8 protein-coding genes and 4 pseudogenes are annotated in these 15768 nt (G+C 49.8%); 3 read left to right on the forward strand and 9 right to left on the reverse strand.

Annotated elements, in window-relative coordinates:
• Window positions 1-25: 25 nt before the first annotated feature.
• Window positions 26-1363, reverse strand: a complete 1338-nt coding sequence (locus L0M14_RS13010) for a 5'-deoxyadenosine deaminase (protein ID WP_235122470.1) — start codon at window positions 1361-1363, stop codon at window positions 26-28.
• Window positions 1364-1477: 114 nt separating this feature from the next.
• On the opposite strand from L0M14_RS13010, the gene L0M14_RS13015 reads away from it, so the two are divergent.
• The 3 genes and pseudogenes from L0M14_RS13015 to L0M14_RS13020 all read left to right on the forward strand — a co-directional run bounded on the left by L0M14_RS13015 (window position 1478) and on the right by L0M14_RS13020 (window position 2344).
• Window positions 1478-1756 carry a twin-arginine translocation signal domain-containing protein gene (locus L0M14_RS13015; protein ID WP_235122471.1) on the forward strand — a complete coding sequence of 93 codons (279 nt, stop codon included), beginning with the start codon at window positions 1478-1480 and terminating at the stop codon, window positions 1754-1756.
• Between the two features lie 32 nt (window positions 1757-1788).
• Window positions 1789-1851: pseudogene (locus L0M14_RS31885) on the forward strand (hypothetical protein); the annotation flags it as partial.
• Window positions 1852-1870: 19 nt separating this feature from the next.
• Window positions 1871-2344: a metallophosphoesterase gene (locus L0M14_RS13020; RefSeq protein ID WP_235122472.1), complete on the forward strand. Its 474-nt coding sequence runs from the start codon at window positions 1871-1873 to the stop codon at window positions 2342-2344.
• Window positions 2345-2394: 50 nt separating this feature from the next.
• On the opposite strand, the gene L0M14_RS13025 is transcribed toward L0M14_RS13020, so the two are convergent.
• The 8 genes and pseudogenes from L0M14_RS13025 to L0M14_RS13060 form a co-directional block, all read right to left on the reverse strand.
• Complete coding sequence (locus L0M14_RS13025; RefSeq protein WP_235122473.1) at window positions 2395-2940, reverse strand: chromate transporter; 546 nt, start codon at window positions 2938-2940, stop codon at window positions 2395-2397.
• A 65-nt stretch (window positions 2941-3005) separates the two neighbouring features.
• Window positions 3006-4616: a PucR family transcriptional regulator gene (locus L0M14_RS13030; protein WP_235122474.1), complete on the reverse strand. Its 1611-nt coding sequence runs from the start codon at window positions 4614-4616 to the stop codon at window positions 3006-3008.
• 271 nt (window positions 4617-4887) lie between these two features.
• Window positions 4888-5301 carry a PaaI family thioesterase gene (locus L0M14_RS13035; RefSeq protein WP_235122475.1) on the reverse strand — a complete coding sequence of 138 codons (414 nt, stop codon included), beginning with the start codon at window positions 5299-5301 and terminating at the stop codon, window positions 4888-4890.
• Between the two features lie 41 nt (window positions 5302-5342).
• Window positions 5343-7028 carry a long-chain-fatty-acid--CoA ligase gene (locus L0M14_RS13040; RefSeq protein ID WP_235122476.1) on the reverse strand — a complete coding sequence of 562 codons (1686 nt, stop codon included), beginning with the start codon at window positions 7026-7028 and terminating at the stop codon, window positions 5343-5345.
• 36 nt (window positions 7029-7064) lie between these two features.
• A complete protein-coding gene (locus L0M14_RS13045; protein ID WP_235122477.1) occupies window positions 7065-8837 on the reverse strand; it encodes an acyl-CoA dehydrogenase family protein in 1773 nt (590 codons plus the stop codon).
• A gap of 84 nt (window positions 8838-8921) precedes the next feature.
• Window positions 8922-10120, reverse strand: a pseudogene (locus L0M14_RS13050) (acetyl-CoA C-acyltransferase).
• 24 nt (window positions 10121-10144) lie between these two features.
• Window positions 10145-12540 (reverse strand): annotated as a pseudogene (locus tag L0M14_RS13055) (3-hydroxyacyl-CoA dehydrogenase NAD-binding domain-containing protein).
• Window positions 12541-13518: 978 nt separating this feature from the next.
• Window positions 13519-15548, reverse strand: a pseudogene (locus L0M14_RS13060) ((Fe-S)-binding protein).
• Window positions 15549-15768: the final 220 nt, after the last annotated feature.

The following is a 15768-nucleotide window of genomic DNA, read 5'->3' on the forward strand; positions in this document are numbered from 1 at the left end:
AGAGGGGCATTCAGATTTCCAATAATTAATAGATACTAGGCAACCGCCCTAGTAGCCGTTCAATGGAACGATTCGCTTCCCGCAGCACAACCGGTTTATCGATCGTACGAACAACCCCGTCCTTCATGACGATTCTGCCATCGATCATCGTCATCTCCACATCTGCTCGCGTTGCAGAATATACTAATCTGCCATATACATCCACTTCCGAGGAAGGATATGTATGAAAGTCGTTAAGGTCTACAAGCACGAGGTCCGCTTTCTTCCCTTGCTCAATGCTGCCAATCTCATCCTCCATGCCCATTACACGCGCTCCGCCCATGGTGGCCATGCGAAATACCGTTTTCGCATCCATTGCCGTCGGTCCATGCTGTACCTTCTGAATGTGCGAGGACAATCTCATCTCATGGAACATATCCAGATTGTTGTTACACGGTGCTCCATCTGCTCCCAGACTCAGGATCACATCCCTGGATAGCAAATCCGGAATTTCCGCTACCCCCGACGCCAGCTTGAGGTTGGAGCCCGGACAATGACTAACTTTTACTTGGTGCTTGCGGAGAATTTCTTTCTCTTGCTCGTTCAACCAAATGCAGTGCGCCAGAATCAAGTTCGGATTGGTCAAACCAATATGCTCCAGATAAACAATATTTCGCATTCCCCGCTGCGCTTCAACCAATTCGATTTCCTTCTCATTCTCAGAAGCATGGGTATGAACCTTCACTTGATACTGAGCGGACAGGTCACGCACCTGAACCAATAATTCTTCCGTGCAGGAAATGACAAACCGCGGGCAAAATGCATACTGCAGCCTTCCGTTATCGTGGTTATGCCATTTTTCCAAAAGCTTGACGCTCTCTTCTACGGACTTGTTCGTATCCTCCCGCAGAATACTCGGTACCTCCGAGCCATAGTCCATCATCACCTTGCCGGACAACGCTCGAATGCCGCTCTCTGACATGGCACGGAACGCCGCGTCCGTATGATTGACTGTTTCCATATCCACGATGGAAGTCGTGCCGCTACGAATCAACTCACCAAGGCCCAGCATGGCGGAATAATAAACGGATTCTTCATCATGAGCCGCTTCAAGAGGCCAAATCCGCTTACGGAGCCAATCCAGCAGCTCCAGATCGTCCGCTTGACCGCGGAACAACGTTTGGCATAGGTGGATATGAGTTTGAATCAGTCCAGGAATCAATACTTTGCCGGCTGCATCGATGACCTCATCTCCCTCTTGCGGGACGATAGAACGGCTTACTTCCGTAATGCGGTCTTTTTCCACGCGGACATCTCCGATAAATACTTCTTCGCTTCCATTCATTGTTACAATTTTCGCGCCTTTCACTACAATTCCCGCCATCTGATATCCCTCCAACTTTTGACTCAAAATCTGAGATGCTTCCGCAAAATTAGCCTCTTGCTCATCATAGCTGATATAATTACATGCATAAATTCCCAGTAAAGGAAGATCGATATGCCGGAACCACAGACATGGACTAGACGTTCTTTTCTAAGAAGACTTACTGTCCTTGCTGCTACAGTGGCGGCAGGCAGTCTGACAGCCAGCTATGCCTCCTTCGTAGAGCCTAGATGGTATGAGACTACGAGGTTACAACTAAGCTTCCCGAACCTTCCCTCCGCTTTTCACGGCACAAAGATTTTGCTCTTAAGCGACCTTCATATTGGACATCACTTTGAGCTGAGCCATCTGAAGGATCTAATAACGAAAGTCCGAGCGAAAAGCCGGACTTAATCTGCTTCACAGGCGACCTCTACGATTCCATTATAACCGAAGACCCCACACCAACCAGCCGTCTGTTAGGCCAGCTGCAAGCTCCGCTGGGCAAGTGGGCGGTACTTGGGAATCATGATAAGAGCAAAGGTCCTTATTACGCATCGGATATCCTGCAAGAAGGCGATTTCCAAGTGCTGGTCAATGAACACCGTGTCATTCAAAAAAACGGGAGAAACCATTCAAATCGCCGGAGTCGCCGATCTTTTGACTGGAAAGCCGAATCTTGATCTAGCACTAGAAGGCTCGGATTCCAACGGCTTTACGCTTCTTCTGGCGCACTGCCCCGACTTCGCAGAGCAAGCACGCAAGAAGCCGGTACATTTACAGCTGTCCGGCCACAGCCACGGAGGTCAAGTAAGACTTCCAATCGTCGGTGCTTTATCCAAACCCTTAGGCGCCAAGAAATATGTAATGGGCTTATATGAAGTCCCGAATTCAAATCTTCACGTATACACGACACGTGGAATCGGAACGACCTTCCTTCCCATTCGATTCTTATGCAGACCGGAAATCACAGTAATCACGCTTCAAGTTCAAAACCCCTGAGCAGCAACTGGCGCTGCCCAGGGGTTTATCCTTATTGACCAGCTATCGCATTATCGCATAAATAAGGCCCCGATAAGAAGACCTCCCAATATTCCCCATACCGAATTCATCCCCAAATATTGAACCATGATGAAGTAGACTGCCGCTATCATAAACGGCAAAAACTTAACGGGCCCATCAATCGGCTGAAACGCATATTTGATAAAATCGTAGGCCAGCATAGCCAGCATGACAAAGATCACAGGCTGAATCCCTTTAATCATTCCCCGGATGATGGAGTTATTAGACAGCTTACTCATGACACCGACCAGCAGGACCATCAAAAGAGCCGTCGGCATGACTACAGCCGCTACCGCCACTACTGCGCCAAGCCAGCCTGCAACTTTAAATCCGATATAAGCCGCTAGCTTGGTTGCGATCGGACCGGGAAGAGCGTTGCCAAAGGCTAGCGCCTGCCCGAATTCTTCCTTATTCATCCATGCGAATCTGCCGACAGCTTCATGCTCATAGAGCGGGATAATCGAGGGACCTCCCCCGTAACCCATTAAGGTAGAACGGCCAAACCCGATACATAATTCCCATAATTTCGACAACATCTGATACTCACTTCTCTCCTGCAGCATTTTGATTCAAGGATACATGAATGAGTTCACATTCTCAACTAATCTTGACGGACATGAAGGAATTGTCGGAACAAGAACACCGCCTTCAGCTTTAGCAAATCATTCACCTTTTTAAAATCAACCTGCAGCAGATCGCTAATCTTCTCCAAACGATACGTAACCGTATTGCGGTGTATGAAGAGCTGCTTCGCCGCTTCACTCACCTGACCGTCATTGCGAATAAACACTTCTAACGTACGAATCATTTCCTGCGAATATTCCGCATCCTTCTCCAGAAGAGGCCGCAGCGTCTTGGTGCAGTAATCCTCCATCACTTCCGAAGCCACATTCTGAAATAGATGAGCAAATTCGATCGTTTCAAAATGCAGTACGCGGTCATGCAGCTTGAGCCGCTCCGCCATCGCTTGGGTTTGCATACATTCCATGTACGCTTCCCGAAGTGCCGGAGGCTTCTGCTTCACAGGGCTGACATAGAAGCCGATTTCCTCATCAGCAGCTAAGCTCAGGGCATTCGCCGCATTTTTGGACAACTGCTGCGTCAATTCCTCCTCAGGAAATCCTTCGGACAGCAAGGTCGCGTAAATGGAGAACAGCTTATCTTTCATCATAAAATGGTGCCCGCGAATGCTGGTCGACTGCGCCTGTGATTCCAAATACTGCTTTAGTTCCTTTAGCTTGCGTGAGGCGGACTCATCATCGGGCGTTAGACGGTTATGATGAATGGATCCGATTACGCATTGATACGTACCGATAAACGGGGACACTCCCTTCGCTTTCGCCTGCTCCAGAAACTCTTCAAGCGAAGCGCCTTTCTCCAAGTATCGGATCAGCGAATTTTGAATATCCCGCTGCATCGACGCTTCCACATGCGATCTGAACGTATAGCCCATGTGGAAGGATAAGATGTCCGCTGCCTGTTGGACAAGTCCTTCCTCCACATTCGCTAGAATGAGTGTTTCCGGCATGACAAGCAGACTGCCCGGCCGCTCATCTTCTCTTTGCGCCAAGGCCACTCGGTATGCGCGGTCTTTGCCTGCGTGCACCCACCCTGCTTTGCGCTTCCAAGGCCAATTTACTTGCAGCTGCTCCTGGTTCCACGAGCTTGTATTGTACATAACTTGATTCTTTGAATTCACGATGGCCATCGGATAACCGACAATGTCACTGATTAATTGAAACATGGCATTCATATCGTCCTGCTTCAAACCGAACTGCATCAATTTCTTTTGCTTATCCAGCACGGTTTGCAGCACTTGAGTATTACGTCGGTATTCCGCATTAAATAATGCATTCATCTGATCGGAGAAAGTAAATTGAAACGGCATTTCGATAATCGGAAAATGAAGACGGTCCGCTTCCTCGACCACGATTTTTGGCAGCTCCGACCAGAACCGACCTAATTTAATCCCTAGCCCAGCAGCCCCTCGGTCATTTAATTTGCGCAGCAAATTGACCGTCTCTTGAGGGCTATCCTTCATCGCAAAGGCTGTCGTAAACAGCATTTCGCCGGATTTGGTCCAATCAGCAATGTCAGGGGCATCCATGACATTCACTGACTTTACAATCCTGGAGTCGCCCTGCTTGCCGGCAACGAGCTTTGCTTCTGATAAAGGATAGATCGTTAACGCTTCTCGGATCGTAAGATGCATAACCGCTCCCCCTCACTTCTTTTTATCGATTATATGGCGGCGAAAGGGATTCAGTCAATGATTAATGTCACGTTTTATAACATAAAATCAAATTATCATGACATTTTTATGAATACATGTCCACTTAATGTTATTTAACTTAACATATACGTTGGTAAATCGAAGATAATTCACAAAAAAATACAAAAAGACGTGCATTATAGGCACGTCACATCGAACATGGCTTATCAACTAACCCTGTGTTTTTGCACGACGTTTATCTCGAATCATATTAGATCACTCGAAAAGATCCGGTCCCCACCGTGCCCAGGTTCCCTTCTTGATCGACGATTCGTCCCTGCGCGGTAATCATCTTTCGGGATTGATGAATAATCTCTGCTGTGACTAGTAGCCTCCCCTCCTTCAGAGGTGACACAAACGTTACATTCAGATTGGTTGTCACCACTTTATCCTGCGGTCTGGCAGCCATCACAACAACCCCCATGGCATTATCCAACAGCGAGGAGAGCACGCCTCCATGAACAATGCCGATCATGTTCAAATGATGGGATTTGGCTTCAAGAGCTATTTCCACCACCTCCTCTTCCAGGCGTACAAATTCACACCCCAAGTAACCCCAGAAGGTCGGCTCAGCGAGCTCAGCCATTCGCTGCAGACGTGCACTTTGATCCGATAAGGAATCCATAGAATCACCTCCTTCCCGCTCCATTCCATATACGCACCCTGTTACGTCCCTTTATCATTTCGCTCCGCTTCTTCTTCCAATAACTGTCTGCGCAGCACTTTGCCTACGATCGTCTTGGGCAGTGAATCACGGAACTCCACTTGACGAGGTATTTTGTAGGCAGCCAGACGCTTCCGGCACCACTCTTCAAGGTCCCGTTCTACCAGATCTGCTCCAGGCTTCAACACAATGAAAGCCTTCACCGTCTCTCCGCGGTAGGAGTCCGGAACACCAACTGCCACCGCTTCTTGTATGGCGGGATGCTCAAACAATACCTCCTCAATTTCACGCGGATAGATGTTGTAACCGCCTGCAATTATCATGTCTTTCTTCCGGTCGACGATCGTAAAATACCCATCCTCGTCCATGGTTGCCATATCACCCGTGTATAACCATCCTTCCCTGAGTGTCGATGCCGTATCCTCGGGTCTGTTCCAGTACCCTTTCATCACTTGCGGGCCCCGGATCGTCAGCTCGCCGATTTGACCAAGAGGCATCTCTTCACCGGAATCCGGATCAACAACGCGAGCCTCCGTGTCCGGTAAAGGAGTACCGATTGTGCCAATTTTGCGGTACCCCCAAATCGGATTTGCATGTGTTACCGGCGATGCCTCCGTCAGCCCGTAGCCCTCAATCAAACGACCGCCTGTCAGCAGCTCGAATCGCTCCTGCACTTCAAGGGGTAAAGGGGCTGAGCCACTAATACACACGTTGATCGAGGACAGCTCGTAAGCCTCCGCACGCGGATGATGAATCAGCCCAATATACATCGTCGGTGCTCCCGGAAAGACGGTCGGCTTTAGTCTGGCTATGGTCGCCAAAATCTCATCGACTTCGAACTTGGGAATCAAAATCAGCATGCCTGCAGTGAGCATGGACTGGTTCAATAAAACAGTAAGACCAAACACGTGAAAGCAAGGCAGTGCGCCTAAAAAGCGCTCTTCACCGGTTCGGGTTTGATAAAACCAATACTTACACTGATAGGCGTTGGCGACCAGATTATAGTGAGTCAGCATGACCCCCTTCGATATTCCTGTCGTTCCGCCGGTATACTGCAAGAGGGCGATGTCCTGCTCCGGCTCTACATCCGCACATAGGGATACCGGCACAGACTTTTGCAGAAGCTCTTTATAGCTCCGTACAGTTTCACTGTAGGGAATAGTTATTTTAATTCCATCCTTACGAAGCTTAAGCGGATAGAGAATATTTTTAGGAAACGGCAAATAATCCTTGATCGAGGTAACGATTACATGCTTGAGATTGGTTTTGTCTTGAACATTCGCTACGCGCCCATAAAGCAGATCCAGCGTGATGATCACTGTTGAGCCAGAGTCCGCGAGCTGGTAAGCCAGCTCCCGCTCCTTATAGAGCGGATTGGTTTGAACAACAACGGCGCCCAGCATCAACGTTCCGAAGTAAGCAATCACCGCAGTCGGGCAATTCGGAAGCATGATCGCCACTCGATCACCGCGGTTTATACCAAGTTCCCGCAACCCACCGGCAAACCGATACGCGGCATCTAGAACCTCTTTGTAAGACAGCGTTTTTCCCATAAAATGCAGTGCAGGCTTTTCAGGATAGGTGTGAGCAGAATCAATCAATAATCGGGCTACATTGTGCTTGGGATATTCGTAGGTCGAAGCCACTTCAACTGGATAATGACGGAGCCAAGGCTTTACGGAATCCATCTTTCATCATCCCTTTCAAGCTACTTGGGCTGGCGACTACACGATGTATTTCTCTCCTTGCACGATCCGTGCAGCAATCTCTCTTTTGAGACCGACTGTATTGACGGAAGTACGCCGGGATAGCTTCTTCAGAATAGACAGCTGCGTTCGAAGCATATCCCCTGCTTCCATTGTACTGAGGGATTCCTTGGCGCACTCTTCCAGCTTACCGAAGGCCTCGTGCACAAACACGATGGTCATCTGAATGGCATTCTTCGCTTTATCCTCCCCTACACGGTCTATCAGCTTTAGCGTTCGGAGCAGCGCACTTTCGGCTGCAAACAATTGGATCATCATATCCGCAAGATGACTAAGCACCTCTTGTTCCTTATCCAGCGCCATGCCATATTTTTGTACGGCTAGACCGCCTACCATCAGGAAAATCTTTTTCCCCATCGTAACCAAATGAGCCTGCTCTGCCAACGTATCTTCAAAGATCTGACCGGGCACGATCGACAGCAGCTCCTCTTGCAAGGCTTGCGCTTTTTGCAGCAAAGGCAGCTCGCCTTTCATTGCTTTCTTGACAAGTGTGCCTGGAATCAGCAATCGGTTAATTTCATTTGTCCCTTCAAAAATTCGATTGATCCGCGAATCGCGGTAGATCCGTTCGATTTTATATTCCTGAATGTAGCCATAGCCGCCGTGAATTTGCAGCCCTTCATCGGCCACACGGTCCAATACCTCGGAAGCAAACACCTTGTTGATCGAGCACTCCAACGCGTATTCGGCGATGCTTTTGGCGGATTGTTTGCCTGCATCTGCACTCGTGTGGTCAATATCCTTTAGCATATGGTCAAATAATCCTGTTGTCCGGTACACCATGCTTTCCAGCGCATAGGTTTGGATATTCATTTCGGCAAGCTTCATGCCCATCAAAGGGAAGCGCGATATCGGCGTTCCGAATTGCGTTCTGGTATTCGCGTATCGGCTCGTCAGTTGGATCGTCTCCTTGGCTGCGCCCACACAGCCGGTAGCCAGCTTATACCGCCCAATATTGAGGATATTAAAAGCAATCAAGTGCCCTTTGCCCACTTCTCCAAGCAAATTTTCGACAGGCACATGGACTTCCTCAAAAAATAAAGGACGGGTAGATGAGCCTTTGATGCCCATTTTCTTTTCCTCGGGTCCGTAAGTGAAGCCAGGCAGCCCTTTTTCAACGATAAAAGCGCTGAATTGCGCGCCGTCCACCTTGGCGTACACGATAAAAATATCGGCAAATCCGGCATTCGTGATATACAGCTTAGAGCCGTTCAACACATAATGCTTGCCATCTTCCGACAACCTGGCTGTCGTCTTCGCTCCAAGAGCATCTGAACCAGAGGTCGGCTCCGTCAAGCAGTAGGCGGCAATTTTCGCTCCTGTGGCTAGGTCGGGTAAATATGTTTTCTTTTGCTCAGGAGTACCGAAGAACACGATCGGCAGTGTTCCAATCCCTACGTGAGCGCCGATCGACAGCGCAAAGGAAGAGGCCCGGGCTAAATTCTCGCTAATAATGGTGGAGCTGACTTTATCCAGTCCGAGTCCGCCATAAATCTCCGGCACATCCGCACCTAGCAGCCCCAGCTCACCGGCCTGCCGCATGAGCTTCACAGTCAGCTCGTAATCGAGCTTCTCCAGCTGATCATCATGAGGAACAACCTCTCCCTCGACAAAATCTCTTGTTGTATCGGCGATCATACGATGCTCTTCCGTAAAGTCTTCCGGCGTCAAGATACTGCGATAATCCGTATCTGAAATCACAAAACTGCCGCCAACAACCTTATCCTCCATAGGAATCGCTCCTTTCGCAATGAAAGATTGAACCTGTACTTCAGCTGTTTCCTCCGAGCTCCTGTCGCTTGAAGCGAGAATGCATCAAACGTCCTCCGCCTCAGCCGCATGCACTTCAAATACGCCTGCGGCCCCCATGCCGCCGCCAATGCACATAGATACAACACCGCAGCCTCCTCCGCGTCTTTGCAGCTCATAGATGAGGCTTGTTGTCAGCTTAGCTCCCGTACAACCAAGCGGATGGCCCAACGCAATAGCACCGCCGTTCACATTCACCTTGTCTTCATCCAGCTCGAGCTCGCGAATAATGTGCACGCATTGAGACGCAAAGCTTCATTAATCTCATAAAGATCAACCTGATCTTTTGAGATTCCCGCCATCTGCAGCGCCTTAGGAATGGCTTTCACCGGTCCGACGCCCATAATTTCCGGCTCGACGCCGGAGAGGGCGAAGGAGCGGAAGGTCGCCAGCGGCCGCAAACCGAGCGCCTCCGCCCGCTCCCGGCTCATGACCACGGCGGCGGCGGCCCCGTCCGACGTCTGCGACGCATTGCCGGCCGTCACCGTGCCGGCCAGAGCAAACGCAGGCCTCAGCTTCGCGAGGCCTTCCATCGACGTGTCCGGCCGGACGCCTTCGTCCGTGTCGAACACGAACCTGCGCTCGAACGCCTTGCCGCGTTCGTCGATGCCCTTCACGCTCGTAGCCACAGGCACGATCTCGGCGGCAAACCGGCCCGCCCGGATGGCGGCGGCGGCTCGCTCGTGGCTGCGCACGGCGAAGCGGTCCTGCGCTTCGCGGGTGATCCCGAAGCGGCTGGCGACCGCTTCGGCCGTATGCCCCATGCCCATGTAGACCTCGGGCATGGCACGAACGAGCTGCGGATGCGGCGAGAGCTTGAAGCCCGTCATCGGGACGTGGCTCATGCTCTCTACGCCCCCGGCGATAATAACCTCCGCGTGGCCCAGCATAATGCGCTCCGCCGCATATGCGATGGCCTGCAGCCCGGAGGAGCAGAATCGATTGACCGTGATGGCCGGCACGGTCACGGGAAAGCCCGCATACAGCGACATCGTGCGGGCAAAATTCAGCCCCTGCTCGCCCTCCGGCATCGCGCAGCCGATAATAATATCCTCTACATCTCCCTTCTCTAGACCCGGGGCACGTCGAACCGCCTCCTCCAGCACTGCTTTGCCCAAATCCTCCGCGCGGGTCTGAGCGAAGCTTCCCTTCTTGGCGCGCCCAACCGCCGTGCGCGTAATGGATACAATGACTGCTTCCTTCATATGACTCACCTCGCTTTGGTTCAATTAGTTTCGCAGCGGTTTGCCTTTGGACAGCATATACTGCATCCGCTGCTGAGTTTTCGGTTCCCCGCATAGACTAAGGAAAGCTTCACGCTCCAAATCCAGCAAATATTGCTCTGAAACCAGAGTCCCTGAGGGAACACTGCCTCCGCTTAGCACATAGGCGAGCTTATTCGCGATTTTCTGATCATGCTCACTGATATATCCGCCAAGCTTCATACTATAAGCAGCAACCTGAAGAACAGCTCCCCCTCTTCACCGGCTACTCGAACTAACTCCGGTCTCTTCGGCTCGTAGCCCGCTTCCTCCAGTCTTTGGACAGCACGCTTCGCTTCATAAATTCGATGATCAAGATTCATGACCACACCATCTGCAGGACTCATATACCCGAGCGTTTTCGTATCATGCCCGCTGGTTGACACCCTCGCCATGGCAATCGTTTCAAAAACTTCATTTAATAAAGGCTGAGCGTCTACATTCGGATTCGTCAGCTGCCTGCCCAGACGCAGCGCCATCTCTTTACAACCGCCTCCTGCAGGAATAAGTCCTACACCTGTTTCAACAAGACCGAAATACGTCTCTGAGCTGAATAAAATCTGATCCGCAGGCAAACAAACCTCCACGCCGCCTCCCAGTGTCATTCGATGGGGAGCCGCAACGACGGGCTTCTCCAAATATTTCAGCTTCATCATCGTGTTCTGAAACAATCGGATTATAGCGTCTACTTCATCCCATTCTTCGTCCTGCGCCTCCATGAGAAGAAGCATAATATTGGCGCCTACACAAAAGTTTTTGCCTTCATTCGCAATAACCAGCCCGCGATAATTACTTCGCACTTCATCGACGCTCTGCGAAATCATGGTCAGGATATCCGCTCCAATTGCATTGTTGGGAGAATGAAATTCCAGGCAGGCAACGCCATCGCCAATGTCAATCAAACTGGCTCCGCTATTCGACCGGATCACCTTGTTCTGTTTTTTGCACAAAGCTAGTGAAATTATTTCGGGCTTCGTGTTCAGATCTAGATAAACTCCTTTTTGCCCATACACCTGCGGGCAGGCTCCCTCCATACGGTAAAAGCTCTCATTCCCTTGAGCAATCCATTCCTTCACCCAGCTCGGAACCGCGCTTCCCTCTGCCTCCATGCGTTCAACGGATCGTTTCAAGTCGATAGCGTCCCACGTTTCAAAAGGTCCCATTTCCCAATTAAAGCCCCATTTCATCGCGTTATCCATTTCGACAATGGAATCTGCGATTTCCCCCAACTTCTCGGCTGCATAGATCAATACCGGCTTCAAAATCCTCCAAGCTAGCTCGGAATACCTGTCTTTTGTTCCCAAGAGCGCTTTCAGCTTTCCTGCGGCCCCTTTTGCCTGCTTAGCGGCTTCGATGGAAGCCGAGCTGATCTTACGTGACAGCGCATAACTCATACTATCTAATTGAAGCGAATGAATTTCTTTTCCAGCGGCTGTCTTCACCTTCTTATAAAATCCTTGCCCTTGCTTTTCGCCGATCCACCCTCTCGCCACCAGCTCTTGCAGCAATTCAGGCGTGCGGAATACTTCCTTTTCTTCATGTGCCGTCACATTGTGAAACACATTATCAGCCACATGTACAAACGTATCCAACCCGACCAAGTCCAACGTACGGAAGGTAGCACTCTTCGGCCGCCCCATTGCTGGACCGGTAACGGCGTCTACGTCTTCAACCGAATATCCCCCGGCAGCCATCTCCCGCAGAGTAACCAACAGCCCGTACGTCCCAATTCGGTTTGCAATGAAATTCGGCGTATCCTTTGCCTGCACAACCCCTTTGCCCAATCTTTTTTCGCAAAAATCCTTCATATAGCAAAGGACTTCCGGAGACGTGAACCGATTTGGAATCACTTCAAGAAGCTTCATATATCTCGGTGGATTAAAGAAATGGGTACCCAGAAAATACGCTTTAAAAGCATTGCTGCAACGCTCCACCATGTCTTGAATGGAAATTCCGGATGTATTCGAGCTTACGATCGTACCAGGCTTCCAAACCGATTCGATCCGACTCAAGAGCTGTCGCTTTACCTCCAGCCGCTCGACCACCACCTCAATGATCCAATCCACCCCGCTGAGCCTAAGCAGATCATCTTCAAGATTGCCTGCAGTGATCCTCTCCGCGAAATCAGGGCGAAACAACGGGGCCGGATTCATTTTCTTCAACCGTTCGATCGCACTACTCGCAAGCCTATTCCTCACTTTTGAATGCTCTAAAGTAAGGCCAGCAGCTTCCTCTTGAGACGTTAAGCTCGTCGGCACAATATCAAGCAGAATGACAGATATGCCCGCATTCGCCAGATGAGCCGCAATACCAGAGCCCATAACCCCCGACCCGATTACGGCTGCCTTCTGTATATGGAACATGTGAGGTACCCCCGTTCTTTGTTCAGATTGGTTCGCCACCTTCTGATAGCCTTCCATGCTTCCAGCCACACATCTATCCACTATCCCATGCGCTCAGAAACATACGGGTCTGCAAAGGATTCTGTAGTTCTTGATTCAGCAATGTTTCCACCTTTTGGTACACTACAAAGCATCTTGCCGAGCTCTGCCTCCTACATTCAGGCTTTCATGGTTCTAGTCACTATCCCATTTGCTCAGAAAACGTCCAGACCTGCGCGTGTTGTTCATGCAAACATTCTTGCGACGAAACATCACGTTTTTCCTCGTCTTTCCACTTACTCCACGCTTTACCTCGTTCTACCACCTTCCGTTAACGTTCCATGCTTATAGCCACGCATCTATCCACTATCCCATGCGCTCAGAAACATACGGGTCTGCAAAGGATTCTGTAGTTCTTGATTCAGCAATGTTTCCTCCTTTTGGTACACTTCAAAGCATCTAACCACTATCCCATTCACTCAGAATCGTCCTGACATGTATGTTTCGTTCAAGCCAAGATTCTCATCATTCATACACCACGTTCTGCCGAGCTCTGCCTCCTACTGTCAGACTCCCAAGCATCTAACCACTATCCCATTCACTCAGCAGGCATCAAGTTTACCAGCTAAATGTACGTTAAGCATCGACACCTTTAACACCGAAGCGATTCCTACTTTCACCCTAAATAAACCAAGTCAAATTTAAAATGCCTATACTGCCTCTTGACAATCGAATCGTCTTCAAACCAAACAGCACATTTGTCGATTTTGAATTTGCAGCCTGTGCCCACTGCTCGAACGAAATGCAACGGATTAGAAGTAAACACGATTGAACTGAACACTGCAGCCCGTGTCTATTCTGAGCGAAAGGGATAGTGGTCATAAAAAAGGCCCCCCCCATACATCAGCCTAAAAAATCCCCCTAATCAGGGTCCTTCAATAACAAGGCACCCATTTAAACTCAACCCCCAAACACAGCCAATTCCAGCAATTCGGCAATATCTCTCGCTTTGACCTGGTCCTCAACCTCCTTCAGCTTGGTACCGTCCTCAACCATCGTCAAGCAATACGGGCACGCTGAGCTGATTACAGTTGGTTCGACGGTCAAAAGCTGCTCCGTACGCGCGAGGTTTACGCGTGTGCCCGACGTTTCTTCCATCCACATCATTCCCCCTCCGGCACCGCAGCACATGCTGTTCTCCCTTGACCTCGGCTGCTCCACAAGCTCTACGCCCGGGATGGCTCGAAGCACGCTTCGTGGCTGGTCATAAATTTCGTTATAACGACCCAGATAGCAGGAATCGTGATAAGTAATCCTCTCTTTCACTTCATAACGGGGCTGCAAACGCCCTTCCTTGACCCACTGATCAAGCAGCTCTGTATGATGGAATACCTCGGCCTGCAGCCCGAAATCCGGATATTCATTTTTGAGTGTATGGTACGTATGCGGACAGGCAGTTATGATTTTTTTAACGTTGTACTTATCAAAGGTTGCTATGTTGTCCGCACATAATTGCTGGAACAGAAATTCATTGCCCATGCGGCGCGGTGTATCGCCTGAATTTTTTTCCTCATTCCCCAGGATGGCAAAGGATATGCCCGCTTCGTTCATCAGCCTCACCAGAGCTCGCGTGATTTTCCTGCTGCGGTTATCATAAGAGCCCATAGATCCTACGAAGAACAGATAGTCGAAATCAGGATTTTCTTTGACCGTCCGAACATATAGCTCTCCATCAGGATCCATGTCCTTCACCCATTTACTCCGGTCGTTCCGACTTATTCCCCATGGGTTTCCTTGCCTTTCGATATTTTGCAGCGCGCGCTGTCCGTCATGCGGCATAATTCCTTGGGTGAGCACGAGATGCCTTCGCATATCGATAATCTTATCAACATGCTCGTTGCCGACCGGGCACTGATCTTCACAATTGCGGCAGGTCGTACAGGCCCAGAGCTCTTCCTCCGTAATGACTCCGCCAATCATTTCAGTTTGGAGCGGATCCAAATCAGTACCACCTCCAAAGACTAAGGCAGGAACCCAAGGCGATTTGGATGTCAGTACGGCTCCTTTATCCGTCAAATGATCTCGCAGCTTACTGATCAGAAGCATAGGTGATAGCAGCTTGCCGGTCGTATTAGCCGGACATACATTCGTGCAGCGCCCGCATTCCACGCAGGAGTAAAGATCCAATAATTGCTTCCGGGTAAATTCCTCAATTTTCCCAACCCCAAAGGACTCCGCATTCTCGTCTTCCAAATCGAGCGAACTTAATTTGCCGACCGGTTCCGTTCTGCGAAGAAAAATGTTAATGGGAGCTGTCATCAAGTGAAAATGTTTGGACTGCGGCACGTAAACCAAGAAAGACAGCAAAATAAGAAGATGCAGCCACCAGCCCGTATAAAAACCAACGGTTACAGCAGATTCAGACAACCCGCTAAGCATGGGAGCCAGTGCCGATGAAATCGGAGCAAGTACAGAACCGGCGAGCCCCCCTTTTACGCGTTCAAAGGCTAAAGTCACGACAACGGACAGCATCAGAAACAATATGAAAAACAGGACAATACTCGGCTTCCAGCCTCGCTTCAGTCTCTTAAGCTTCTCCATGTACCGTCTATATGCGGCGTATCCCGTTGCGAGAAGAATCAAACCGACTGTCACTTCTTGAAAAAACCAAACCAAGTATAACCCGGTATCGGCAGTCCGCGTCCAATAAGACCTTTCAAAATCAAATCAAGCGCGCCTAGCTGCAGGATGATAAACCCATAAAAGATGATGACATGCATGATGCCGCTTTTTTTGTCCTTCAGCAGCTTGCTCTGCCCAAATACTTGAACTGCAAATACACGAAGCCGCTGTTTGATTTCTTTTTCCAAAGCCACAGGTTTGCCTAGACGGATATATAGATAACGGTGGCAGACAACTTTTACGAACATATACAGCGCAATTCCCAATACAGCCAGAAAGAATACAAATTGGATCATGGCAATGGTCATCAGCAGCCCCTCCATTTCAGCGGTTTAATAAAACGCTTACACATTGACAGCACAAAAAAGCAGCATTCATGGGCGTAAAAGGTAGCATGAACGTTGCTTGATAGACGGCTGCGATGTATATCATGGATGTTACGATGAGGTGATGGTCGACAATTTCTCTTATGGATTACTATGCCTATGCTAAAAGGCTCGGATTCAGTCTGAAAGCCTTTCGTTGACA

Origin of the sequence: Paenibacillus hexagrammi, assembly GCF_021513275.1 — a bacterium.
In the GTDB taxonomy this organism is placed as follows: domain Bacteria; phylum Bacillota; class Bacilli; order Paenibacillales; family NBRC-103111; genus Paenibacillus_E; species Paenibacillus_E hexagrammi.

Excerpts from the sequence above, each read along its gene's own strand:
- L0M14_RS13020 (WP_235122472.1), top strand. The coding sequence starts at position 1,871 with ATGATAAGAGCAAAGGTCCTTATTACGCATCGGATATCCTGCAAGAAG.
- L0M14_RS13010 (WP_235122470.1), bottom strand. The coding sequence starts at position 1,363 with ATGGCGGGAATTGTAGTGAAAGGCGCGAAAATTGTAACAATGAATGGA.
- L0M14_RS13045 (WP_235122477.1), bottom strand. The coding sequence starts at position 8,837 with ATGGAGGATAAGGTTGTTGGCGGCAGTTTTGTGATTTCAGATACGGAT.
- L0M14_RS13035 (WP_235122475.1), bottom strand. The coding sequence starts at position 5,301 with ATGGATTCCTTATCGGATCAAAGTGCACGTCTGCAGCGAATGGCTGAG.
- L0M14_RS13030 (WP_235122474.1), bottom strand. The coding sequence starts at position 4,616 with ATGCATCTTACGATCCGAGAAGCGTTAACGATCTATCCTTTATCAGAA.
- L0M14_RS13015 (WP_235122471.1), top strand. The coding sequence starts at position 1,478 with ATGCCGGAACCACAGACATGGACTAGACGTTCTTTTCTAAGAAGACTT.
- L0M14_RS13040 (WP_235122476.1), bottom strand. The coding sequence starts at position 7,028 with ATGGATTCCGTAAAGCCTTGGCTCCGTCATTATCCAGTTGAAGTGGCT.
- L0M14_RS13025 (WP_235122473.1), bottom strand. The coding sequence starts at position 2,940 with ATGTTGTCGAAATTATGGGAATTATGTATCGGGTTTGGCCGTTCTACC.